Origin of the sequence: Pseudaquabacterium inlustre (genome assembly GCF_038066595.1) — a bacterium.
Lineage (GTDB): Bacteria > Pseudomonadota > Gammaproteobacteria > Burkholderiales > Burkholderiaceae_C > Pseudaquabacterium > Pseudaquabacterium inlustre.
Map to the genome: position 1 here is coordinate 453037 of NZ_JBBUTH010000004.1, position 22800 is coordinate 475836.

General features: G+C 69.3%; 19 protein-coding genes. 12 read left to right on the forward strand and 7 right to left on the reverse strand.

The window, feature by feature from the left end; translation table 11 throughout:
* Positions 1-33: 33 nt before the first annotated feature.
* Genes AACH10_RS10085 through AACH10_RS10100 form a run of 4 tightly spaced genes read left to right on the forward strand, consistent with a single transcriptional unit; the run spans position 34 to position 5530 of the window.
* On the forward strand, positions 34-1647 hold the full coding sequence (locus tag AACH10_RS10085) for an acyl-CoA synthetase (protein ID WP_341410259.1): 1614 nt from the start codon (positions 34-36) through the stop codon (positions 1645-1647).
* A 48-nt stretch (positions 1648-1695) separates the two neighbouring features.
* Positions 1696-2703, forward strand: coding sequence for a TRAP transporter substrate-binding protein (locus AACH10_RS10090; RefSeq protein ID WP_341410260.1), 1008 nt, complete (start codon positions 1696-1698; stop codon positions 2701-2703).
* A gap of 16 nt (positions 2704-2719) precedes the next feature.
* Complete coding sequence (locus AACH10_RS10095; protein ID WP_341410261.1) at positions 2720-4600, forward strand: TRAP transporter large permease subunit; 1881 nt, start codon at positions 2720-2722, stop codon at positions 4598-4600.
* A 24-nt stretch (positions 4601-4624) separates the two neighbouring features.
* Positions 4625-5530, forward strand: a complete 906-nt coding sequence (locus AACH10_RS10100; RefSeq protein WP_341410262.1) for a PCC domain-containing protein — start codon at positions 4625-4627, stop codon at positions 5528-5530.
* Here the strand turns inward: AACH10_RS10100 and ppsR are convergent.
* Positions 5524-6348 (reverse strand): posphoenolpyruvate synthetase regulatory kinase/phosphorylase PpsR, encoded by an 825-nt coding sequence (gene ppsR / locus AACH10_RS10105; RefSeq protein WP_341410263.1) that lies wholly within the window; start codon positions 6346-6348, stop codon positions 5524-5526. The two genes, AACH10_RS10100 and ppsR, sit on opposite strands and share 7 nt — an antisense overlap.
* 304 nt (positions 6349-6652) lie before the next feature.
* Here ppsR and ppsA point away from each other — a divergent pair, with 304 nt between their 5' ends.
* The 8 genes from ppsA to AACH10_RS10145 all read left to right on the forward strand — a co-directional run bounded on the left by ppsA (position 6653) and on the right by AACH10_RS10145 (position 15869).
* Positions 6653-9061 (forward strand): phosphoenolpyruvate synthase, encoded by a 2409-nt coding sequence (ppsA, locus tag AACH10_RS10110; protein WP_341410264.1) that lies wholly within the window; start codon positions 6653-6655, stop codon positions 9059-9061.
* Between the two features lie 55 nt (positions 9062-9116).
* Positions 9117-11330 (forward strand): VC_2705 family sodium/solute symporter, encoded by a 2214-nt coding sequence (locus AACH10_RS10115; RefSeq protein ID WP_341410265.1) that lies wholly within the window; start codon positions 9117-9119, stop codon positions 11328-11330.
* Between the two features lie 114 nt (positions 11331-11444).
* Complete coding sequence (gene rpsF / locus AACH10_RS10120) at positions 11445-11813, forward strand: 30S ribosomal protein S6 (protein WP_341410266.1); 369 nt, start codon at positions 11445-11447, stop codon at positions 11811-11813.
* Positions 11814-11863: 50 nt separating this feature from the next.
* Entirely contained in the window at positions 11864-12160 is a 297-nt protein-coding gene (gene priB, locus AACH10_RS10125; RefSeq protein WP_341410450.1) for a primosomal replication protein N, read from the forward strand.
* 69 nt (positions 12161-12229) lie between these two features.
* Complete coding sequence (rpsR, locus tag AACH10_RS10130) at positions 12230-12520, forward strand: 30S ribosomal protein S18 (protein WP_423228588.1); 291 nt, start codon at positions 12230-12232, stop codon at positions 12518-12520.
* Between the two features lie 16 nt (positions 12521-12536).
* A complete protein-coding gene (rplI, locus tag AACH10_RS10135; RefSeq protein ID WP_341410267.1) occupies positions 12537-12989 on the forward strand; it encodes a 50S ribosomal protein L9 in 453 nt (150 codons plus the stop codon).
* Positions 12990-13168: 179 nt separating this feature from the next.
* Positions 13169-14602, forward strand: coding sequence for a replicative DNA helicase (gene dnaB / locus AACH10_RS10140; RefSeq protein ID WP_341410268.1), 1434 nt, complete (start codon positions 13169-13171; stop codon positions 14600-14602).
* Between the two features lie 61 nt (positions 14603-14663).
* The gene (locus AACH10_RS10145; RefSeq protein WP_423228589.1) at positions 14664-15869 is read left to right on the forward strand and encodes a PA0069 family radical SAM protein; all 1206 of its coding nucleotides are present in this window, start codon (positions 14664-14666) and stop codon (positions 15867-15869) included.
* Between the two features lies 1 nt (position 15870).
* Here AACH10_RS10145 and dnaJ read toward each other — a convergent pair whose 3' ends face one another.
* The 6 genes from dnaJ to AACH10_RS10175 all read right to left on the reverse strand — a co-directional run bounded on the left by dnaJ (position 15871) and on the right by AACH10_RS10175 (position 22717).
* Positions 15871-17013, reverse strand: coding sequence for a molecular chaperone DnaJ (gene dnaJ, locus AACH10_RS10150; RefSeq protein ID WP_341410270.1), 1143 nt, complete (start codon positions 17011-17013; stop codon positions 15871-15873).
* 122 nt (positions 17014-17135) lie between these two features.
* Positions 17136-19091: a molecular chaperone DnaK gene (gene dnaK / locus AACH10_RS10155; RefSeq protein ID WP_341410271.1), complete on the reverse strand. Its 1956-nt coding sequence runs from the start codon at positions 19089-19091 to the stop codon at positions 17136-17138.
* Positions 19092-19219: 128 nt separating this feature from the next.
* Positions 19220-19816, reverse strand: a complete 597-nt coding sequence (grpE, locus tag AACH10_RS10160) for a nucleotide exchange factor GrpE (protein ID WP_341410452.1) — start codon at positions 19814-19816, stop codon at positions 19220-19222.
* Positions 19817-20014: 198 nt separating this feature from the next.
* The gene (locus AACH10_RS10165) at positions 20015-20518 is read right to left on the reverse strand and encodes an RNA-binding S4 domain-containing protein (protein ID WP_341410272.1); all 504 of its coding nucleotides are present in this window, start codon (positions 20516-20518) and stop codon (positions 20015-20017) included.
* Entirely contained in the window at positions 20515-21975 is a 1461-nt protein-coding gene (locus AACH10_RS10170) for a sensor histidine kinase (RefSeq protein WP_341410453.1), read from the reverse strand. The genes AACH10_RS10165 and AACH10_RS10170 overlap by 4 nt, the downstream gene beginning before the upstream one ends.
* A 52-nt stretch (positions 21976-22027) precedes the next feature.
* A complete protein-coding gene (locus AACH10_RS10175; RefSeq protein ID WP_341410273.1) occupies positions 22028-22717 on the reverse strand; it encodes a response regulator transcription factor in 690 nt (229 codons plus the stop codon).
* Positions 22718-22800: the final 83 nt, after the last annotated feature.

The window sequence follows — 22800 nt, forward strand, 5'->3', positions numbered from 1 at the left end:
TCGGCCGGCGTACTCGCCGGGCGAGGGGCAGACATGAATCCGGCACAGACCACGAACCTGGCGCGGCTGCTGACGCACACCGCGCGGCTGTTTCCTGATCGACCCGCGCTGATCCACGGCGACCGCACCTGGACCTGGCAGGAGATCGACGCACGCGTCGATGCGCTGGTGGCCGCGCTCACCGCGCTGGGTGTGCGCCAGGGCGACCGCATCCTGCTGCAGTCGCGCAACAACGTGCAGGTGTTCGAGAGCTGCTGGGCCGCGTTCCGCATGGGCTGCGTGTGGGTGCCGACGAACTTCCGGCTCACGCCGGCCGAGGTGGCCTATCTGGGCAGCAGCAGTGGCGCCGCGGCGATGATCGTCGAGGACCTGTTCGAAGGCCATGCCGCCGCGGTGCGCGCCGAGTCACCCGCGCTGCGCCATGTGCTGTGGATCGGCCAGCCGCCGGCTGCTGCGCTGTCCAGCGGCAATGACCACTGTTATGAATCGCTGCTGGCCCGCCATGCCGGCGCCGCGCCGGCCGAGGCCACGGTGGCGCACGACGACCCGCTGTGGTTCTTCTACACCTCGGGCACCACCGGCCGGCCCAAGGCCGGCATCCTCACGCATGGCCAGATGGCCTTCGTGGTCACCAACCACCTGGCCGACCTGATCCCTGGCACCACCGAGGCCGATGTGTCGATCGCCGTGGCACCGCTGTCGCACGGCGCCGGCATCCATGCGCTGCTGAACGTGGCGCGTGGCGCGGCCACGGTGCTGATGCCCGGCGAGAAGCTGGATGTCGAGGTGTTCTGGCAACTGGTGCAGCGCCACCGCGTCAGCAACCTGTTCACCGTGCCCACCATCGTCAAGATGCTGGTCGAGCACCCGTCGGTGGACCAGCACGACCACAGTTCGCTGAAGTTCGTGATCTACGCCGGCGCGCCGATGTACCGCGCCGACCAGCGCCTGGCCCTGCAGAAGCTGGGCCCGAAGCTGGTGCAGTACTTCGGCCTGGGCGAGGTGACCGGCTGCATCACCGTGCTGCCCGCGCACATGCATTCGGCCGACGATGCCGACCCGAACGCCAACGTGGGAAGCTGCGGCCGCCCGCGCACCGGCATGGAAGTGGCCATCCTCGATGCCGACATGAAGCCGCTGCCCACCGGTGAGGTGGGCGAGATCTGCGTGCGCGGCCCGGCGGTGTTTGCCGGCTACCACGCCAACCCCGAGGCCACGGCCAAGGCGCTGCGCGGCGGCTGGTTCCACACCGGCGATCTGGGCCGTGTGGATGCCCGCGGCCTGCTCTACATCACCGGCCGCGAGAGCGACATGTACATCTCGGGCGGCAGCAACGTCTACCCACGCGAGTGCGAGGAACTGCTGCTCACCCACCCCGGCGTGGCCGAGGTGGCCGTGCTGGGCGTGCCCGATCGCCACTGGGGCGAGGTGGGCGTGGCCGTGGTGGTACGCCGCGAAGGCGTCGAGCCCGTCGATGAGGCCGCGCTGATCGCCTTCCTGGATGGCCGGCTGGCCCGCTACCGCTGGCCGCGCCAGGTGTTCTTCTGGGATGCGCTGCCCAAGTCGGGCTACGGCAAGATCACCAAGAAGGACGTGCGCGCACTGCTGTATGAACGCGGCGAGGTGCAGCCGCTGTCGCCCGACTGACCCGCACCGCTGAACAACACTTTCCCCCGACCCGCTGAGGAGACACCGATGACGATGAACCGCCGCACCCTGCTGGCCAGTGCCAGCGCGCTGGCCCTGCCTGCTGCCGCCTTTGCCCAGGGCAAGGCCGAATTCCAGCTGAAGTACGCGAACAACCTGCCGGTCACGCACCCGATGAACGTGCGCGCCAACGAGATGGCCGCCAAGATCCTGGCCGAGACCAAGGGCCGGGTCGAGATCAAGATCTTCCCCAGCAGCCAGCTGGGCAACGACACCGACACGCTGGGCCAGGTGCGCTCGGGCGCGGTGGACTTCTTCACGCTGTCGCCGCTGATCCTGGGCAACCTGATCCCCTCGGCGCAGATCAGCGGCGTGGGCTTCGCGTTCAAGGACTACGGCCAGGTGTGGGCCGCGATGGACGGCACGCTGGGCGCCCATGTGCGCAAGGAGATCGCCGCCAAGTCGCCGCTGATGGCCTTCGAGAAGATCTGGGACAACGGCTACCGCCAGATGACCAGCAGCGCCCGCGCCATCACCAAGCCCGAGGACCTGAAGGGCATGAAGATGCGCGTGCCGCCCAGCCCGTTCTGGGTGTCGATGTTCAAGGCCTTCGAGGCCAGCCCGGCGACGATCAACTTCGCCGAGGTCTACACCGCGCTGCAGACCAAGGTGGTGGATGGCCAGGAGAACCCGCTGGCCATCATCGCCACGGCCAAGTTGAACGAGGTGCAGCAGTACTGCTCGGTCACCAACCACATGTGGGACGGCTTCTGGTTCCTGGCCAACAAGAAGAGCTTCGAGCGCCTGCCGGCCGATCTGCAGGAGATCGTGGCGCGCAACATCAACGCCGCCGCGATGCTCGAACGTGACGACGTCAAGAAGCTCAACGACGGCCTGATGGGCGAGCTCAAGGCCAAGGGCATGCAGTTCAACACCACCGATGCCGAGCTGTTCCGCGCCAAGCTGCGCGCCGCCGGCTTCTATGCCGAGTGGCACAAGAAGTTCGGTGACGAGGCCTGGGCGCTGCTCGAGAAGTACACCGGAAAGCTGGTCTGAGGCAGGCGGCACACCCATGACGGCATCCAGCACCTCCACGGCCGACAACCCCGACGCCTTCTCGCTGCCCAACGAGTTGGAACCGCCGCGTGCCGGCGCCTGGCTGCTGCGGCCCATCGAGTGGGTGTCGGCGGCGTTGATGCTGGCCATCGTGGGCATGCTGCTGGCCGGGGTGGCGTCGCGCTACCTGCTGGGCGCGCCGCTGACCTGGGTGGACGAGGCGGTGTCCATCGCCTTCCTGTGGCTGGCCATGCTGGGCTCGGCGATTGCCATCCACCGCAACGAGCACCTGCGGCTCACCGTGTTCCTGCAGATGCTGCCCGAGCGCCTGCAGGGGCCGGTGCAGGCCTTCGGCCTGGGCGTGGTGGCGCTGTTCCTGCTGGCCCTGGTGCGGCCGGCGCTCGAGTACATCGAGAGCGAGTCCTACGTCACCACACCGGCCCTCGAGATCGCCAACAGCTGGCGCGTGGCGGCCATCGCGTTCGGTGTGTTCGCGATGCTGGCGGTGCTGGCCGGCCATGCGTGGCGCACCTGCCGCAAGTCGCACCTGGCCGGCGCGGTCGTGGTGCTGGCGGCGCTGGCCGCCGGCTGCTGGGCGCTGAAGCCGGTGTTCGCCGACCTGGGCACGTTGAACATCGTGGTCTTCCTGATCGGCTTCGTCGCGGTCGGTCTGGCGGCCGGCGTGCCCATCGCGTTCTGCTTCGGCATCGGCACGCTGGCCTTCATCGCGTTCTCCACCCAGGTGCCGGTGGGCGTGGTGGTGGGGCGTATGGACGAGGGCATGTCCAGCCTGGTGCTGGTGTCGGTGCCCATCTTCGTGCTGCTGGGCTGCGTGCTCGACGCCACCGGCATGGGCAAGGCCATCATCGACTTCCTGGCCTCGCTGGTGGGCCATGTGAAGGGCGGCATGAGCTACGTGCTGCTGGGCTCGCTATTCATCGTCTCGGGCATCTCGGGCTCCAAGGTGTCGGACATGGCCACCGTGGCGCCGGCGCTGTTCCCCGAGATGAAGCGCCGCGGGCAGAAGCCCCGGGAGATGATCGCGCTGCTGTCCACCGGTGCGGCCATGGCCGACACCGTGCCGCCCAGCATCGTGCTGATCGTGCTGGGCTCGGTGGCCGGCGTGTCGATCGCCGGGTTGTTCCAGGCCGGCGTCACCGTCGCCCTGGTGCTGCTGCTGGCGCTGGCGGTGCTGGCACGCTGGCAGGCCCGGCATGAGCAGATGGGCGGCGTCCAGCGCGCACCGCTGGCCGTGGTGGGCCGCACGCTGCTGGTGGCCGGCCCGGCCCTGGTGCTGCCCTTCCTGATCCGCGGGGCGGTGGGGGGCGGCGTGGCCACCGCCACCGAGGTGTCGACCATCGCGGTGCTGTACGCCATGCTGATCGGTGCCGTGATGTACGGCGGCATCGGCCTGCGCAAGATCTACGACATGCTGGTGGAGACCGCCGCGCTGTCCGGCGCCATCCTGATGATCCTGGGCACCGCGCTGGCGATGGCCTGGGCCATCACCCAGTCGGGCGTGGCGCAGGAACTGGCGGCCTTCATGAAGGGCCTGCCCGGCGGCGTGCCCACCTTCCTGGCCGTGACCATCGCCATCTTCCTGGTGCTGGGCTGCATCCTCGAAGGCCTGCCGGCCCTGCTGCTGATGGCGCCGCTGATGTTCCCGATCGCCAAGAGCCTGGGTATCAACGACGTGCACTACGCCATGGTGGTGGTGGTGGCCATGAACATCGGCCTGATGATGCCGCCGGTGGGCGTGGGCTTCTACATCGCCTGCCGCATCGGCAATGTCTCGCCCGACGAGGCCATGGGCGCGATCTGGCCCTACCTGGTGGCCCTGCTGGTGGGGCTGGTGGTGGTGGCGGCGGTGCCGGCCATCTCCACCGCCGTGCTGTAGGCCGGACGCGGGCAAGGTGCCGGCATGCCGCAACTGATGCGCGAGATCCGCCACCCCGGCCCGGTGGCGCCGCAACGCCAGCAGGTGGCCCCGGCCAGCCTGCGCGAGGTGGCGCTGACGCTGGCGCCGGGCCGCAGCCTGCTGGATGCGGTGCGCGAGGCGCTGGACGCGGCGGCGCAGGCCCACGGCCTGCCGGTGCCCTGCCGTTCGGCCGTGCTGCGGCTGGGCGAACCTGGGCGGGGCGCAGCCATGTTCCCGTTCGCCTGGGTGATGCCGGCGCGCTCGAAGACCACCGCCCATGCCGTCTACTTCAGTGACCGCTTCGAGGCCGCGCAGCCGGTGCACCTGCGCGATGCCACCGTCACCTACGGCCAGCGCGACGGCCTGCCGTTCCTGCATTGCCACGCCGATTGGCGCGACGGGCAGGGCCAGCGCCGCTGCGGCCATGTGCTGCCCGGCGACGCGGTGCTGACCGAGCCGCTGCCCGCCCGCGCCTGGCTGCTGCAGGGCGCCGGCTTCCAGGTGCGGGCCGATGCCGAGACCGCGTTCTCGCTGTTCCAGCCGGTGGCCGATGACGCCGGCCTCGGGCCGCAGCCCGGCGCGCTGGCCGTGCGCCTGGCGCCCAACACCGACGTCTGCCTGGCGCTGGAGGCGCTGTGCCGCCGCCACGGCATCGCGCAGGCCGTGGTGCGCGGCGGCGTCGGCAGCACGGTGGGGGCGGTGTTCGACGACGGTCGCGTGGTCCAGCCCTTCGTCACCGAGACCCTGGTGCGCGCGGGCCGCATCGCGCCCGGTGCCGATGGCCAGCTGCGCGCTGAACTGGATGTGAGCCTGGTCGACCACACCGGCGGCATCACCGACGGCCGGCTGGCGCGCGGACGCAACCCGGTGCTGGTGACCTTCGAGCTGGTGCTCGAGGCCGATCAGTAGATCAGCCGGTCCGGCGCGATGTCGCGCAGGATGGTGGTGGCGATCTCCTCGATCGACTTGTGCGTGCTGCTCAGCCAGCCGATGCTGCTGCGGCGCATCAGCGTCTCGGCGGCATGCACCTCGTAGCGGCAGTTCTCCAGCGCGGCGTACTTGCTGCCGGGCCGGCGCTCGTTGCGGATCTGCGCAAGGCGCTCGGGGTCGATGGTCAGGCCGAAGCACTTCTTCAGGTGCGGCACCAGTGACGAGGGCAGGGTGTTGCGCTCGAAGTCCTCGGGGATCAGCGGGTAGTTGGCGGCCTTGATGCCGTGCTGCATGGCCAGGTACAGGCTGGTGGGCGTCTTGCCGCAGCGGCTCACGCCCAGCAGGATGACGTCGGCTGCGGCCAGGTTGCGTGCGCTCTGGCCGTCGTCGTGGGCCAGGCTGAAGTTGATGGCCTCGATGCGCTCGTTGTACTCGGTGCTCTTGGCGGCGTCCGAGAAGCGGCCGACGCGGTGGTTGCTCTTGACGCCGAACTCGTCTTCCAGCGGCTCGACGAAGTGCTTGAACATGTCCAGCACGCGGCCGCGGCAGGCGTCGTCGGTGATGATGCGGCGCACGTCGTCGTTGACCAGCGTGATGAAGACGATGGGCTTGCGGCCCTCGGCATCGGCCACCTGGTTGATCTCGTCGAGCACCGCTCGGGCCTTCTCGACGCTGTCGATGAACGGCCGGCGCACATGCCGCGACTTGCCGGGAAACTGCGCCAGGATCGAGTTGCCGAAGGTCTCGGCCGTGATGCCGGTGCCGTCCGAGACAAAGAACACGCTGCGGTTGGGCATGGCGGCCTTTCGTGGGTGCTGTGAAAGTTGATCGCGCGGCTTGTGAGAAATTTTCGTGGGGGCATGCCGGAAGGCCCGCGCCGATGATAGGGGCTCCGTCCTTAGAATCGGCGCTCCCCGCCTCTGACCCCGATCCCGCCGCGATGAGCCCCGAGCGCACCCTGACGTCCACCGCTGCCCCGGCAGCGGCACGTGCGCCCGCGCGAGCCCGCGGCCTGCTGCCATGCCCGCGCCCGGGCGCCGCCATGGCCCGCAGGATCGGCTGCCGGAAGACACCGATTTCCCATCATCACGGAGTTTTCCCATGTCTTCTACCCATCTGGCGACCGCCCTGGTCGTACCGTTCGAGCAGCTGAGAATGACCGACGTCGAGGTGGTTGGCGGCAAGAACGCCAGCCTCGGCGAAATGATCAGCCAGCTCGCCGCCTCGGGCGTGCGCGTGCCCGGCGGCTTCGCCACCACGGCACATGCCTTCCGCGAGTTCCTCACCCACGGTGGCCTGACCGAGAAGATCAACGCCCGCCTCGCGGCGCTGGACGTCGACGACGTCAAGGCGCTGGTGGCCGCCGGCGCCGAGATCCGTGGCTGGGTGACCGATGCGCCGTTTCCGCCGGCGCTCGATGCCGCGGTGCGCGAGGCCTATGCGCAACTGACCGCTGGCAACCCCGACGCCAGCTTCGCCGTGCGCTCCTCGGCCACCGCCGAGGACCTGCCCGACGCATCGTTCGCCGGCCAACAGGAGACCTTCCTCAACGTGCATGGCATCGACGATGTGCTGCACAAGATGAAGGAGGTGTTCGCCAGCCTCTACAACGACCGCGCCATCAGCTACCGCGTGCACAAGGGCTTCGCCCATGCCGACGTGGCGCTGTCGGCCGGCGTGCAGCGCATGGTGCGCTCGGACATCGGCGCCGCCGGCGTGATGTTCACGATCGACACCGAGAGCGGCTTCGAGGACGTGGTCTTCATCACCGCCAGCTACGGCCTGGGCGAGACGGTGGTGCAGGGCGCCGTGAACCCCGACGAGTTCTACGTGCACAAGCCGGGCCTGAAGGCCGGCAAGCTGCCGATCATCCGCCGCAACCTGGGCTCCAAGCTGATTCGCATGGAGTTCGCGTCGAATGAGGAGCGCGCTGCCAGCGGTCGCCTGGTCAAGACCGTGGATACGCCGCCCGAGATGCGCAACCGCTATGCGCTGGCCGATGCCGACGTGATCGAGCTGGCCAAGTACGCGCTGATCATCGAGCAGCACTACGGCCGCCCGATGGACATCGAGTGGGGCAAGGACGGCAGTGACGGCAAGCTCTACATCCTGCAGGCGCGCCCCGAGACGGTGAAGAGCCAGGCCGCCGGCCAGGTGGAATACAAGTACAAGCTCAAGGGCAGCGCCGCCCAGCGCGGCGCCGTGCTGGCCGAAGGCCGCGCCATCGGCCAGAAGATCGGCACCGGCCCGGTGCGCATCGTCCATTCGCCCAATGAGATGGACAAGGTGCAGCCCGGCGACGTGCTGGTGGCCGACATGACCGACCCCAACTGGGAGCCGGTGATGAAGCGCGCCAGCGCCATCGTCACCAACCGCGGCGGCCGCACCTGCCACGCCGCCATCATCGCGCGCGAGCTGGGCATCCCGGCCGTGGTGGGCTGTGGTGACGCGACCGAGACGCTGGCCGAAGGCGCGCTGGTCACCGTGGTCTGCGCCGAGGGCGACACCGGCGTCATCTACGACGGCCTGCTGGAAACCGAAGTCACCGAGGTCAAGCGCGGCGAGCTGCCGTACTGCCCGGTGAAGATCATGATGAACGTGGGCAACCCGCAGCTGGCCTTCGAGTTCGCGCAGATCCCCAACAGCGGCGTGGGCCTGGCGCGGCTGGAATTCATCATCAACAACTACATCGGGGTGCACCCGAAGGCCATCCTCGACTATCCGAACATCGACACCGACCTGAAGAAGGCGGTCGAGTCGGTGGCCCGCGGCCACGCCAGCCCGCGCGCGTTCTACGTCGACAAGCTGGTCGAGGGCGTGGCCACCATCGCGGCGGCCTTCTGGCCCAAGCCGGTGATCGTGCGCCTGTCGGATTTCAAGTCCAACGAGTACAAGAAGCTGATCGGTGGTTCGCGCTACGAGCCGGACGAAGAGAACCCGATGCTGGGCTTCCGTGGCGCTAGCCGCTACATCAGCGGCGAATTCGCGGATGCCTTCGGCATGGAGTGCGAGGCCATCAAGCGCGTGCGCAACGACATGGGCCTGACCAATGTCGAGATCATGGTGCCCTTCGTGCGCACGGTCAGCCAGGCCGAGCGCGTGGTGGGCCTGTTGGCCGACCGTGGCCTGGGCCGCGGCCAGAACGGCCTGCGCGTGATCATGATGTGCGAGGTGCCCAGCAACGCCATCCTGGCCGACCAGTTCCTGCAGCACTTCGACGGCATGTCGATCGGCTCGAACGACCTGACCCAGCTGACCCTGGGCCTGGATCGCGACAGCGGCCTGGAACTGCTGGCGGCCGACTTCGACGAGCGCGACCCGGCCGTCAAGGCCATGATCAGCCGTGCCATCACCGCCTGCCGGGCCACCGGCAAGTACGTGGGCATCTGCGGTCAGGGCCCCAGCGACCACCCCGACTTCGCCCAGTGGCTGGCCGACGAGGGCATCGTCTCGATCTCGCTGAACCCCGACTCGGTGATCGAGACCTGGACGCAGCTCGCGGCCAAGTAAGCCGGTCGCGGGCTGTCAGCCTGCGTAAGGGACTCGGGCGCTATGCTGCCGCCCGATGTCCCGCCCCGACCACAGCGCGAGCGCCAGCTTCGAGACCACGCAGCGCTTCACGCGCCGGCTGCACCGCCGCTACGGCCTGTTCACGGCCGGCGTGGTGGTGTTCGTCGGCATGCTGGCGGCGCTGGAGAAGAGCGGCTGGTCGCGCAACTGGATCGGCGCCAGCTTCCTGATCGCCACGGTGCTGGTGTACGCGGCCATCGGCCTGCTCAGCCGCACCACCGACGAGCTGGAGTACTACGTGGCCGGCCGGCGCGTGCCGGCCATGTACAACGGCATGGCCACCGCGGCCGACTGGATGAGCGCGGCGTCGTTCATCGGCACCGCCGGCGTGCTGTACCTGCAGGGCTTCAACGGCCTGGCCTACATCCTGGGCTGGACCGGGGGCTACTGCCTGGTGGCCGTGCTGCTGGCGCCGTACCTGCGGCGCTTCGGCCAGTTCACCATCCCTGACTTCATCGGCGCGCGCTATGGCGGGCGCTGGCCGCGGCTGATCGCGCTGACGGCCACGGTGCTGGTGAGTTTCGTCTACGTGGTGGTGCAGGTCTACGGCGTGGGCCTGATCACCTCGCACCTGACCGGCTTCTCGTTCGAGATCGGCATCTTCGTCGGCCTGGGCGGCGTGCTGGTGTGCAGCTTCCTGGGCGGCATGCGCGCCGTCACCTGGACCCAGGTGGCGCAGTACATCGTGCTGATCATCGCCTACACGGTGCCGGTGTTCTGGCTCAGCCAGCAGCAGACCGGCTCCTGGCTGCCGCTGCTGGATTACCGCCAGCAACTCGCGGTGGTGACCGAGCGCGAGGCCCAGCTGCGCCAGGATCCGGCCGAACAGGAGGTGCGCGCGCTGCTGGCCCAGCGCGCCGCCGACGCCCAGCGCAAGCTGGCCGACGTGCCGGCTGCCATGGCCGCCGACAGCGTGCAGCGCGCCGCCGAGATCGAGCGCCTGCGGGCCGAGAACGCGCCGCTGGCGCGCATCCAGCAGGCCGAGCGGGCACTGGAGCGCATGCCGCGCAGCGAGTCCGACGCCCGTGCCGCCTACCATCGCGAGATGGAGATCTCGCGTGCGCAGGCGCGGCCGCTGGCCGGGCTGGCGCCGCAGGCCGAGGTGCAGGGGCCCGCGGCCCCGGCGACACCGGCGGCCTCTGCTGCGGCAACTGCAGCGGCGGCATCAGGCGGGGCTGCGGCATCGGCGGCGGCCGGCAGTGGGGCCAACGCCTGGCCGCGCGCCAACTTCCTGGCGCTGGTGCTGTGCCTGATGCTGGGCACGGCGGCCATGCCGCATGTGCTGACGCGCTACTACACCACGCCCACCGTGGCCGAGGCGCGGCGCTCGGTGGGCTGGTCGCTGGTGTTCATCGTGCTGCTGTACGTCAGTGCGCCGGCGCTGGCGGTGATGGTCAAGTACCAGGTGTTCACCGAGTTGCTGGGCACCTCGTTCGGCAGCCTGCCCGACTGGATGCGGCGCTGGAGCAAGCTCGACCCCAACCTGCTGGCGGTGGAGGACATCAACGGCGACGGCATCCTGCAGCTGTCCGAGCTGCGCCTGGGCGGCGACCTGGTGGTGCTGGCCGCACCCGAGCTGGGTGGCATGCCGCTGGTGGTGACCTACCTGGTGGCGGCCGGTGGCCTGGCGGCTGCGCTGTCCACCGCCGACGGCCTGCTGCTGACCATCAGCAACGCGCTGGCGCACGACTTCTACTTCCGCATGGTCAACCCGCGGGCCTCGGCCATCAAGCGCGTGATGATGAGCAAGCTGATGGTGCTGTTCACCGCTGTGCTGGCGGCCTGGGTGGCGTCGCTGCGGCTGGCCGATATCCTGCCCTTCGTCACGGCCGCCTTCTCGCTGGCGGCGGCGGCGTTCTTCCCGGCGCTGGTGCTGGGCATCTTCTGGCGCCGCGCCAACCGCACCGGCGCGGTGGCCGGCATGCTGGCCGGCGTGGCCATGACGCTGTGGTACATGCTGCGCAACCTGCCAGGCCCGCGCGAGTGGCTGGGCCCGCTGGCGCCGGTCGATGACGGGCGCTGGTTCGGGGTCGACCCCATGGCCGCCGGCGTGTTCGGCGTGCCGGTGGGCTGCGTGGTGCTGTGGCTGGCCAGCCTGCTCAGCCGCCGCCCGGATGACGCCGGGCAGGACCTGGTGGACGAGCTGCACCGGCCGTTGCCGGGCACGCCGGACACCAGCCGTGGCTTTGTGGCGCCGCACAGGCTATAATCGCGGGCTTTCCCTTTTCCATCCCTGCTGCACCGGCTGAATTCAGACGCCGCCGGGCGGCTTTCGGTCAGGCCACCATCCCGGTGGTGGGGCCGGAATCCACAAGGAGTGTTCATGCGTCACTACGAGATCGTGCTGCTGATCCATCCGGATCAGAGCGAGCAGGTTCCGGCCATGCTGGAGCGTTACAAGGGTGTGGTCACCGCCGCCGGTGGCAAGGTGCACCGCGTGGAAGACTGGGGCCGCCGTCAGCTGGCCTACCAGATCCAGAAGCTGGCCAAGGCCCACTACGTGTGCCTGAACATCGAGACGACCAAGGAAATCCTGGCCGAGCTCGAGACCGGCTTCCGCTACAACGACGCCGTGCTGCGCCACCTGACCGTGGCCAAGGACAAGGCCGAGACCACCCCGTCGGTGATGATGAAGGCGGTCGAGAAGGAAGAGGCCCGCAAGGCTTCCGTGTCCCAGGAGGCCGCGACCTGATCGAAGCCGCAGCCACCGCGCCCGATGCCGGCGCGCCAGGCGTGAACCGCATGGTTCTGTCGGCGCAACTGCTCGAGCGAGGGGTCGTGCGCTACACGCCCGCCGGATTGCCGGCCCTCGACTGCCGACTGCAGCATGCATCGACGGTCACCGAGGACGGTCAGCCTCGCAAGGTCTCTCTTGAGATCCGTGCGATCGGCATCGGCGAGATCACACGATCGCTCGGCGCGCTGGAACTGGGAGCCCACGGCGTCTTCGCCGGATTCCTGGCCAGCATGCGCAACGGACGCGGACTGCTCTTCCATATCACTTCGCTCAGCGCCAGTTCGCTCAGCGCCGAAGCCTGACACACACACCCCTCAGGGGTTCAGGCAACGGTCCAACGCACATCAACGCATTCGCACAAGAGGTACACCATGGCCATGTCGCGTGGTAGGGGCAAAGGCTCCAAGGATCGCAAGCCCAAGCGCAACACGCAGTCGCTGCTGTTCAAGCGCAAGAAGTTCTGCCGTTTCACCGTCGCCAACGTCGAGTCGATCGACTACAAGGACGTGGATCAGCTGCGTGATTTCGTCGGCGAGAACGGCAAGATCACCCCGGCGCGCCTGACCGGCACCCGCGCCTATTACCAGCGTCAGCTGACCACGGCCATCAAGCGCGCCCGTTTCCTGGCGCTGCTGCCGTACAGCGACCAGCATCGCGTCTGATCAAGGAGCAACGACCATGCAAGTGATCCTGCTCGAAAAAGTGGCCAACCTGGGCAACCTGGGTGATGTGGTCAAGGTGAAGGACGGCTACGCCCGCAATTTCCTGATCCCCACCAAGCAAGCCCGCCGCGCCACCGAAGCCGCCATCAAGGAATTCGAAGCCCGCCGCGCCGAGCTCGAGAAGGTGGCTGCCGAGAAGCTGTCCGCCGCCCAGGCCCTGGGCCAGCGCATGACCGGCATCACCGTCACCATCGCCCAGAAGGCCGGTGTGGATGGCCGCCTGTTCGGTTCGGTGACCAACGCCGACGTGGCCGACAGCCTGAAGAAGCTGGGCTACGACGTGGCCAAGGCCCAGGTGCGCATGCCGCACGGCCCGCTGAAGGCCGTCGGTGAGCACCCGGTGTCGGTGGCTGCGCACACCGACGTGGTGGTGGAACTGACCGTCCAGGTCGTCGCCGCCGCCGACTGATCTCGCGTCCGCGCTGAGATCCCGTCAGACGGGGCCGGTCACACCGGCCCCGTTTGCTTTTGGGGCCGCTTTCGCGCGGTCCCTGGGGTTTGTCCCCTGTCCGTCCCCTGGATGTCCTCCGGATGTCCACAGCCTTGCCCACAGGCGCGCCGCGCCGTGCGGCTTATGATTCCGAGACGATGTCGACCGCCTTCCGCTCCGCTTCCTCCGGCCCCGCGCCGGGCCCCGATGGCGACGACGAGGTGGCACGCCTGCGCGTGCCGCCGCACTCGATCGAGGCCGAGCAGAGCGTGCTCGGTGGCCTGCTGATCGACAACATGGCCTGGGACCGCGCCGGCGACCAGATCACCGACAGCGACTTCTACCGCTGGGAGCACCGCGAGATCTTCACGGCCATCGCAGGGCTGATCAACGCCAGCAAGCCGGCCGACGTGATCACGGTCTTCGAGCAGTTGCAAAGCCATGGCAAGGCCGAGCAGGTGGGCGGCCTTGCCTACCTGAACGCACTGGCGCAGAGCGTGCCGAGCGCCGCCAACATGCGGCGATATGCCGAGATCGTGCGCGAGCGCGCGGTGCTGCGAAAGCTGATCTCGGCCTCTGACGAGATCGCCACCGCAGCCTTCAATCCCGGCGGGCGGGCGGTGTCGGCCGTGCTCGACGAGGCCGAGGGCAAGATCTTCAAGATCGGCGAGGAGGGCGCGCGCAACAAGGGCGGCTTCCTCAGCATCGACAAGCTCACGATGGAGCTGATCGACCGCGTGACCGAGCTGGCCGAGAACGGCGCCGAAGAGGTGACCGGCGTGCGCACCGGCTACTTCGACTTCGACCGCATGACCGCCGGCATGCAAAAGGGTGACTTGATCATCCTGGCCGCCCGTCCGTCGATGGGCAAGACCGCCTTCGCGCTGAACATCGCCGAGAACGTGGCCGTCAACGAAGGCCTGCCGGTGCTGGTGTTCTCGATGGAAATGGGCGCCTCGCAGCTGGCATTGCGGATGATCGGTTCGCTGGGCCGCATCGACCAGAGCGGCCTGCGCACCGGCCGTCTGCGCGACGACGAATGGACGCGCCTGACCGAGGCCGCCGAGCGCCTGGGCAAGGCCCACCTGTTCATCGACGAGACGCCGGCGCTGAACCCGGCCGAACTGCGCGCCCGCGCGCGCCGCATGGCGCGGCAGTTCGGTGGCACGCTGGGCCTGATCGTCATCGACTACCTGCAGCTGATGAGCGGCTCGTCGGCCAGTTCGGGCGAGAACCGCGCCACCGAGCTGTCGGAGATCTCGCGCTCGATGAAGGCGCTGGCCAAGGAACTGCAGTGCCCGGTGATCGCGCTGTCGCAGCTGAACCGCTCGGTGGAAACACGCCCCGACAAGCGCCCGATGATGAGCGACCTGCGCGAATCGGGCGCCATCGAGCAGGACGCCGATGTGATCATGTTCATCTACCGCGACGAGTACTACAACAAGGAGTCCAAGGAGCCGGGCGTCGCCGAGATCATCATCGCCAAGCAGCGTAACGGCCCGGTGGGCGCGGTGAAGCTGGCCTTCCTGAAGCCGCTGACCAAGTTCGACAACCTGGCGCCCGGCATGGGCATGGGCGGCGGGGAATATTGAGTTCATGCAGCGGTGGTGAGCACCGCTGGACAGCTGGCACGAGACTGTATAGATTTACAGTATGTCGCGCCGCTATGTGCCCATCGTTCCCGCCCAGCCACCACAGGCCTGCGAGGCCGTCAAGGGCCGTGGCACCGCCTGGGCGCTGCCGCACCGCTTCAGTGGTGATCTGCGCGAGGGCTTCGACGATGGCTGGGGCACGCCCGAGGATGATGGCGCCGTTGCCGCCGCACCGGCCACCCAGGTGTTCGAGGAACAGGTCAAGTCCATCCTCAGCACCAACGATTCGCCCGACATCGGCTTCGACCTGTCGATCAACCCGTACCGCGGTTGCGAGCATGGCTGTATCTACTGCTACGCGCGGCCCACGCACAGCTACCTGAACCTGTCGCCCGGGCTCGATTTCGAGACCCGCATCGTGGCCAAGGTCAATGCGGCGCAGCGCCTGCGCCAGGCCCTGTCGGCACCGGGCTATGTGCCGAAGATGCTGAACATCGGCTCGGTCACCGATGCCTACCAGCCGGTGGAGCGGCGGCTGGGCCTCACGCGCGGGGTGATCGAGGTGCTCAGCGCCCACCGGCACCCGTTCTCGGTGATCACCAAGTCCTCGGGCGTCGAGCGCGACCTCGACCTGATTGCGCCGATGGCGGCCGAGCGCCTGGCCGCGGTGTACGTGTCGGTCACCACGCTGGATGCCGATCTGGCCCGGATTCTGGAGCCCCGTGCCGCCGCACCCGCGCGCCGGCTGCTCACCATCCGCCGTCTGGCCGAAGCGGGCGTGCCGGTGGGCGTGAGCGTGTCGCCGGTGATCCCGTTCATCAACGAGCCCGAACTGGAACGCGTGCTCGAAGCCGCGCGCGAGGCCGGGGCCACATCGGCCTTCAGCATCGTGCTGCGCCTGCCCTGGGAGGTGAACCCGCTGTTCCAGCACTGGCTGCAGCAGCACTTTCCCGAGCGGGCGGCGCGGGTGATGGCGCGGGTGCGCGAGATGCGCGGCGGCAATGACAACAGCAGCCAGTTCGGCGAGCGCATGACCGGCCGTGGCGTGTGGGCGCAGTTGCTGCGCCAGCGCTTCCACAAGGCCTGCGCACGGCTGGGCCTGAACCGCGAACGCACGCCGCTGGACCTGTCGCGCTTCCAGGCGCCCGACGTGGCCTCGACCGAGGCCGCGCAGGCGGGCAGGGCAGGGCGCCAGGCGCGCCCCGCAGGCCGCGCTGCACCGGGCCCGGCCACCGCCGGGGCGCCCGTGCAGGGCAGCCTGTTCTAGCTCACTTGAACAGGTCCTTGACCCGGTCGGTCCAGCTCTTGGCGTTGGGCGAGTGCTTCTCGCCGCCCTTCTTCAGGCTCTCGTCCAGCTCCTTGAGCAGCTTGCGCTGGTGCTCGGTGAGCTTGACCGGCGTTTCCACCGCCACATGGGCGTACAGGTCGCCGGGGTAGCTGCTGCGCAGGCCCTTGATGCCCTTGCCGCGCAGGCGGAAGGTCTTGCCGTGCTGCGTGCCCTCGGGCAGCTCGATCTCGGCCTTACCGGCCAGCGTGGGCACCTCGATCGTGCCGCCCAGCGCCACGGTGGTGAACGACACCGGCACCGTGCAGTGCAGGTCGTCGCCATCGCGTTCGAAGATGTCGTGCTCCTTGATGCGGATCTCGATGTAGAGATCGCCCGCGGGGCCGCCATTGGTGCCGGGTTCGCCGTTGCCGGCCGAGCGGATGCGCATGCCTTCGTTGATGCCGGCGGGGATCTTCACCTCCAGCGTCTTCTGGCGCTTGATCTTGCCGGCGCCGTTGCAGCTGGTGCAGGGCTCGGGGATCACCTTGCCGGTGCCGTGGCAGTGCGGGCAGGTCTGCTGGATGCTGAAGAAGCCCTGGCGCATGTGCACGGTGCCCGAGCCATTGCAGGTCGGGCAGGTCTTGACGCTGGTGCCGGGCTTGGCGCCGGTGCCGTGGCAGGTGTCGCAGCTGTCCCAGCTGGGGATGCGGATCTGCGCTTCCTTGCCGTTGGCGGCCTCTTCCAGCGTGATCTCCATCGCGTAGCTCAGGTCGGCACCGCGGTAGACCTGCTGGCCCCCGCCGCCGCCACGCCGGCCGCCGTTGAAGATGTCGCCGAAGATGTCGCCAAAGGCCTCGGCGAAGCCGCCGAAGCCTTCCGCGCCAGGGCCGCCGCGGCCCATGCCGCTGTTGGGATCCACACCGGCGTGGCCGTACTGGTCGTAGGCCTGGCGCTTGGCGGGCTCGGAGAGCATCTCGTAGGCCTCCTTGGCCTCCTTGAATTTCTCTTCCGCCTTCTTGGCCTCGTCACCCTGGTTGCGGTCCGGGTGGTACTTCATGGCCAGCTTGCGGTAGGCCTTCTTGATGTCGTCGTCCGAGGCGTTCTTGGCGACGCCAAGCACCTCGTAGTAGTCGCGCTTTGCCATGGAAGTTCTCTGCTGCTTTCAAGCGGGAACGCCGCGGCGGGCTCGGGGCTGGCTGCCCACAGGCCCGCACGCGGCGGTTCGGGGAAGGGCCGCCCGGTGCATCACCGCGGCGGCCGCGTCCATCACTTGCGGACTTCCTTGAACTCCGCGTCCACCACGTCGTCGTCGGGCTTCTTGCTGCCGCCCGCCGAGGCACCGGCCGCGCCGGCCGCCGCTGCCGCGGCTTCCGGGCCGCCCGCCGCACCGCCGGCGGCCTGCTGGTCGGCGTACATCTTCTCGCCCAGCTTCTGGCTGGCGGTCATCAGCGCCTCGACCTTGGCGTCGATGGTGGCCTTGTCCTCGCTCTTGAGCGCTTCCTCGGCGTCCTTCAGCGCGGCCTCGATCTTGGCCTTCTCGTCGGCGTCGAGCTTGTCACCGTAGTCGGTGAGGCTCTTCTTGACCGAGTGGATCATGCCGTCGGCCTGGTTGCGGGCGGTGGCCAGTTCGAACTTCTTGTGGTCCTCGGCGGCGTTGACCTCGGCGTCCTTGACCATCTTCTCGATCTCGGCTTCCGACAGACCCGAGTTCGCCTTGATGGTGATCTTGTTTTCCTTGCCCGAGGCCTTGTCCTTGGCGCCCACGTGCAGGATGCCGTTGGCGTCGATGTCGAAGCTCACCTCGATCTGCGGCAGGCCGCGCGGGGCCGGCGGGATGCCTTCGAGGTTGAACTCGCCCAGCATCTTGTTGCCGGCGGCCATCTCGCGCTCGCCCTGGAAGACCTTGATGGTCACGGCCGGCTGGTTGTCGTCGGCGGTGGAGAAGGTCTGCGCGAACTTGGTCGGGATGGTCGTGTTCTTCTTGATCATCTTCGTCATCACGCCGCCCAGGGTCTCGATGCCCAGGCTCAGCGGGGTGACGTCGAGCAGCAGCACGTCCTTGCGGTCACCGGAGAGCACCTGGCCCTGCACGGCGGCACCGACAGCCACGGCCTCGTCGGGGTTGACGTCCTTGCGCGGCTCCTTGCCGAAGAACTCCTTGACCTGCTCCTGCACCTTGGGCATGCGGCTCTGGCCACCGACGAGGATGATGTCGTCGATGTCCGAGACCTTCACACCGGCGTCCTTGATGGCCACGCGGCAGGGCTCGATGGTGCGGGTGATCAGCTCTTCCACCAGCGCTTCCAGCTTGGCGCGGGTGAGCTTGATGTTCAGGTGCTTCGGGCCCGAGGCATCGGCCGTGATGTAGGGCAGGTTGATGTCGGTCTGCGTGCTGTTGGACAGCTCGATCTTGGCCTTCTCGGCGGCTTCCTTCAGGCGCTGCAGGGCCAGCACGTCCTTGCTCAGGTCGACGCCTTGTTCCTTTTTGAACTCGGTGACGATGTAGTCGATGATGCGCTGGTCGAAGTCCTCGCCGCCCAGGAAGGTGTCGCCGTTGGTGCTCAGCACCTCGAACTGCTTCTCGCCATCCACGTCGGCGATCTCGATGATCGAGATGTCGAAGGTGCCGCCACCCAGGTCATACACGGCGATCTTGCGGTCACCCTTGCCGTGCTTGTCCAGGCCGAAGGCCAGGGCCGCTGCGGTGGGCTCGTTGATGATGCGCTTGACGTCCAGGCCGGCGATGCGGCCGGCATCCTTGGTGGCCTGGCGCTGGCTGTCGTTGAAGTAGGCCGGCACCGTGATCACGGCCTCGGTCACTTCCTCGCCGAGGTAGTCCTCGGCCGTCTTCTTCATCTTGCGCAGCACCTCGGCGCTGACCTGCGGGGGCGCCAGCTTCTTGCCGCGCACTTCCACCCAGGCGTCGCCGTTGTCGGCGGCGGCGATGGTGTAGGGCATCAGGTCGATGTCCTTCTGCACTTCCTTCTCGGTGAACTTGCGGCCGATCAGGCGCTTCACCGCGTACAGCGTGTTCTTCGGGTTGGTGACCGCCTGGCGCTTGGCCGAGGCGCCCACGAGGACTTCACCGTCCTCCTGGTAGGCGATGATCGACGGCGTGGTGCGCGCACCTTCGCTGTTCTCGATCACCTTGGTGGTGTTGCCTTCCATGATGGCCACGCACGAGTTCGTGGTGCCCAGGTCGATGCCGATGATCTTGCCCATGTTCTTGCTCCGTGTGAGAGGGATTCGGTTGTCGTTGAGTTGTGGTTTTTCGCGGCGCTTTCAAGTGGCTGGCGCTGTGGGGAGCGCTCTCCAGCTTGTGGTAGGCCAGTGCCCGCCCGCGCCGGTGTTCACTTGGGTGCGGCCACGGTCACCAGGGCCGGCCGCAGCACGCGGTCGGCGATCAGGTAGCCCTTCTGCAGCACGGCCACCACGGTGTTGGGGTCCTGCTCGGCCGGCACCATGCTGATCGCCTGGTGCTGGTGCGGGTCGAACTTGGTGCCGGCCGGCGGCGCGATCTGCACCACCTTGTTGCGCTCCAGCGCCTGGGTCAGCTGGCGCAGCGTGGCGTGCACGCCTTCGAGCACCTGCTCCACCTTGGCATCGGGCATGGCAATGGCGGCCTGCATGCTGTCCATCACCGGCAACAGGCTCTCGGCGAAGGACTCGACCGCGAACTTGCGCACCTTGGAGATCTCTTCCTCGGTGCGGCGGCGGATGTTCTCGGTCTCGGCCTTGGCGCGCAGGTAGGCGTCGGACACCTCGGTGTGCTTGGCCTGCAGTTCGGCCAGGCGCTGCTCCAGCGAGGGTTCGGCGGCCGCGGCGGCCACGGCGTCCAGGTTGATCTCGGGCGCGCCCTCGGCGGCCTGGGCGGCGGCCGCAGCGGCAGCGGCCAGGGCCTCGTCGGTGTTCGGGGCGGACGAAGACGGGTTGTTCTCCGGGGTCATCTCGGTGGCCTTGGCGGTTTTCTTGAAGGGGTTGAACACGATTGCAGGCGATGTGGGGGGCGTTGCCCGCGTTTCAAGAGGGGGGAAGCAAAATGGGTGTAGGGGCGGTGCCGGACTCCCGGCGCGCTGCCGATCGACGGTCCCGGCGATGCCCGGCCAGGGCCTGGGGCTGCGCCGGACGGGGCCTGGCAGTGGCCGTCAGGCGTCGTCGATCTCGGCCCGCCAGCGCTGCCAGCCGGGGGCCGGGCCCGCATTGTCGTCGGACAGGCCGTCCTGGGCGCGCACCAGGTCGCGCCGGTCGCGCTTGGTGGGGCGGCCCTGGCGGCTGGCGGCGATGGCCAGCGCCGGCTCGGCGGCCAGGCGGCGCGCCTCGGCAGCCTGCAGGCGGGCGGCCACGCTCTCCGGCGTTTCCTCGTACAGCGCCTGCGCCACTGGCGCCGGGCCGCGCATGTGGCTGAGCGCCTTCACCGTCACGGTGCGGCGCACGGGGCCCTGGCGCAGTTCCACCAGGTCACCCGGGCGCAGCGTGCGCGAGGGCTTGGCCGGCTGGCCGTTGACGGCGATGCGGCCCTTGCCGATCTCGTCGGCGGCCAGCGAGCGGGTCTTGTAGAAGCGTGCCGCCCACAGCCACTTGTCCAGGCGCAGGGCCTCGGCATCGCCCGGGCCGTCGGCCGGATGCGGGGTCTTGTCGCGGGAGCTCATGGTGCCGGATTGTCGACGATGGGCAGCCGCACGCTGGCGGCCAGCCCGCAGATGCGGCCGTCGACCACGCGGTTGTCCAGCGCCAACTGGCCGCCCAGCGAGGCCACGATCTCGCGGCAGATGGCCAGGCCCAGGCCGGCGCCGTCGGCGGCCACCACGTCGGCGTCGCCACGGGCGAAGGGCTGCGTCAGACGCGGGCGCAGCGCGTCGGCGATGCCGGGGCCGTGGTCCAGGATGGCCAGCACGGCGGTGTCGCCGGTGGTGGGAGCCGCGGCGCTGGCGATACCCGTGGCCGGGCCGGCGCGGGCCGGCTCGCGCGTCAGCCGCACGGTCAGCGGTGCGCCTTCGGGCGACACGCGGATGGCGTTGTGCAGCAGGTTGCGCGCCAGTTCGCGCAGCGACCAGTCGTGCGCGCGCACCGGCAGCGGCGCCACGTCGAGCTCGAAATCCAGGTTGCGTGCCGCTATCAGCGGCGCCAGGTCCAGCGCCACCTCGCGCAGCACGCCGGCCCAGTCGAGCACCGGTGCGTCGCCCTGCTGGCGCAGCTGCTCCACCTTGGCCAGCGCCAGCATCTGGTTGGCCAGCCGCGTGGCGCCCTCGACGGTGTGGCCGATCTCGGCCAGGGCCTCGCGCGCCGGCAGGTCGCCACGCAGCGCCGACTGCACCTGCACGCGCAGTACGGCCAGCGGCGTGCGCAGCTGGTGCGAGGCATCGCGCACGAAGCGCTTCTGGTGCGCCAGCAGCCGCGCCTGGCGCTGCAGCGCGTCGTTGCTGGCCTCCACCAGCGGGCGCAGCTCGCGCGGCGCGTCGGCGCCGTCCAGCGGCCGCAGGTCGCCGGCGCTGCGTGCCACGATCGCGGCGCTGAGCCGGCGCACCGGCCGCGTGACCCAGTGCACCACGGCCGCCACCACCGCGGCGATCACCGCCATCAGCAGGGCCTGGCGCCACAGCGTGTCCAGCAGCATCTGGCGCGCCAGGGTCTGGCGCAGCTCCAGCGTCTCGGCCACCTGGATGGTGGCCGTGCCCTGCGTCACCGAGCTGGCCACCGGCTGCAGCAGCACGGCCACGCGCACCGGCTGGCCGCGGTAGTGGTCGTCGTAGAAGTCGACCAGCGCGGCGTAGATGCCGCGGTCGGGGATGCGGCCGCGCCACACCGGCAGGTCGTCGAAGCCCGAGACATGCTCGCCCTGGAAGCCGGTGACGCGGTAGTACATGCGGCTGCGGTTGTCGGCCTCGAAGGCCTCCAGCGCGGCATAGGGCACCTGGGCCAGCAGGCGTGGCGCGCCATCGGGGCCGGTGACGGTGAGCAGCTCGCCGATGGCCTTGGCCGAGGCCAGCAGCGTGCGGTCGTAGGCGATGTCGGCCGAGTGCAGGGCCTGGCGGTAGATCGAGGCGGTGTTCAGCGCCAGCAGCAGGCCCACCGGTAGCCCGATGCCCAGCAGCAGCCGCGCACGCATCGACAGGCGCTGCAGCGCGCGGCGGGCGCGGGCCCGCAGCGGCGCCACGGTGTCAGCCGGCGGCCGAGGTGCCGTCATCGGCCTTCAGCAGGTAGCCCAGGCCGCGCAGCGTGACGATGCGCGCCCCGGTGCGCAACAGCTTCTTGCGCAGGCGGTAGGCCACCACCTCGATGGCGTCGGGCTGCACATCGGGCTCGTCGGCGAACACCAGGGCCAGCAGCCGCTCCTTGGCCACCGCCTGGCCCGGCCGCGCCAGCAGCGCGCGCAGCAGCGCGGTCTCGCGCGGGGCCAGCTCCAGCGCCTCGCCGCGGTGGTAGATGGCGCCGCTGTCGGCATCCACCTGCAGGCCCAGAAAGCCGCCCGACGCCTCGCCGCCGCCCGTGCCGCGGCGCGCCAGCGCACGCAGCCGCGCCTCCAGCTCGTCCAGGTCGAAGGGCTTGGGCAGGTAGTCGTCGGCGCCGGTGTTCAGGCCCAGCACGCGGTCGCCCACGGTGCCGCGGGCGGTGAGGATCAGCACCGGCGTGCGCAGGCCCTCGGCACGGGCGTCCGACAGCACCTGCAGGCCGTCGCGGCCGGGCAGGCCCAGGTCGAGCAGCACCACGTCGGGGCAGCTGGCACGCCAGCGCTCCAGCGCGCGCGCGCCATCGCCGCAGCACACCACCTGCACACCGCCCGCGCGTTCGAGACTGCGGCGCAGCGTGGCCTGCATGGCCTCGTTGTCTTCGATCAGCAGCACTTTCACGGCGCGCACCTTAGCAGCGCCGGTGGCCGGCCGGGGCTGCCGGTGCCCTGGGTGTGGGGGTCTCGTGGTTTACCCGGATCTCG

Coding starts and splice junctions, on each gene's coding strand:
- AACH10_RS10085 (WP_341410259.1), top strand. CDS start 34: ATGAATCCGGCACAGACCACGAACCTGGCGCGGCTGCTGACGCACACC.
- AACH10_RS10090 (WP_341410260.1), top strand. CDS start 1,696: ATGACGATGAACCGCCGCACCCTGCTGGCCAGTGCCAGCGCGCTGGCC.
- AACH10_RS10095 (WP_341410261.1), top strand. CDS start 2,720: ATGACGGCATCCAGCACCTCCACGGCCGACAACCCCGACGCCTTCTCG.
- AACH10_RS10100 (WP_341410262.1), top strand. CDS start 4,625: ATGCCGCAACTGATGCGCGAGATCCGCCACCCCGGCCCGGTGGCGCCG.
- ppsR (WP_341410263.1), bottom strand. CDS start 6,348: ATGCCCAACCGCAGCGTGTTCTTTGTCTCGGACGGCACCGGCATCACG.
- ppsA (WP_341410264.1), top strand. CDS start 6,653: ATGTCTTCTACCCATCTGGCGACCGCCCTGGTCGTACCGTTCGAGCAG.
- AACH10_RS10115 (WP_341410265.1), top strand. CDS start 9,117: ATGTCCCGCCCCGACCACAGCGCGAGCGCCAGCTTCGAGACCACGCAG.
- rpsF (WP_341410266.1), top strand. CDS start 11,445: ATGCGTCACTACGAGATCGTGCTGCTGATCCATCCGGATCAGAGCGAG.
- priB (WP_341410450.1), top strand. CDS start 11,864: ATGGTTCTGTCGGCGCAACTGCTCGAGCGAGGGGTCGTGCGCTACACG.
- rpsR (WP_423228588.1), top strand. CDS start 12,230: ATGGCCATGTCGCGTGGTAGGGGCAAAGGCTCCAAGGATCGCAAGCCC.
- rplI (WP_341410267.1), top strand. CDS start 12,537: ATGCAAGTGATCCTGCTCGAAAAAGTGGCCAACCTGGGCAACCTGGGT.
- dnaB (WP_341410268.1), top strand. CDS start 13,169: ATGTCGACCGCCTTCCGCTCCGCTTCCTCCGGCCCCGCGCCGGGCCCC.
- AACH10_RS10145 (WP_423228589.1), top strand. CDS start 14,664: ATGTCGCGCCGCTATGTGCCCATCGTTCCCGCCCAGCCACCACAGGCC.
- dnaJ (WP_341410270.1), bottom strand. CDS start 17,013: ATGGCAAAGCGCGACTACTACGAGGTGCTTGGCGTCGCCAAGAACGCC.
- dnaK (WP_341410271.1), bottom strand. CDS start 19,091: ATGGGCAAGATCATCGGCATCGACCTGGGCACCACGAACTCGTGCGTG.
- grpE (WP_341410452.1), bottom strand. CDS start 19,816: ATGACCCCGGAGAACAACCCGTCTTCGTCCGCCCCGAACACCGACGAG.
- AACH10_RS10165 (WP_341410272.1), bottom strand. CDS start 20,518: ATGAGCTCCCGCGACAAGACCCCGCATCCGGCCGACGGCCCGGGCGAT.
- AACH10_RS10170 (WP_341410453.1), bottom strand. CDS start 21,975: ATGCGTGCGCGGCTGCTGCTGGGCATCGGGCTACCGGTGGGCCTGCTG.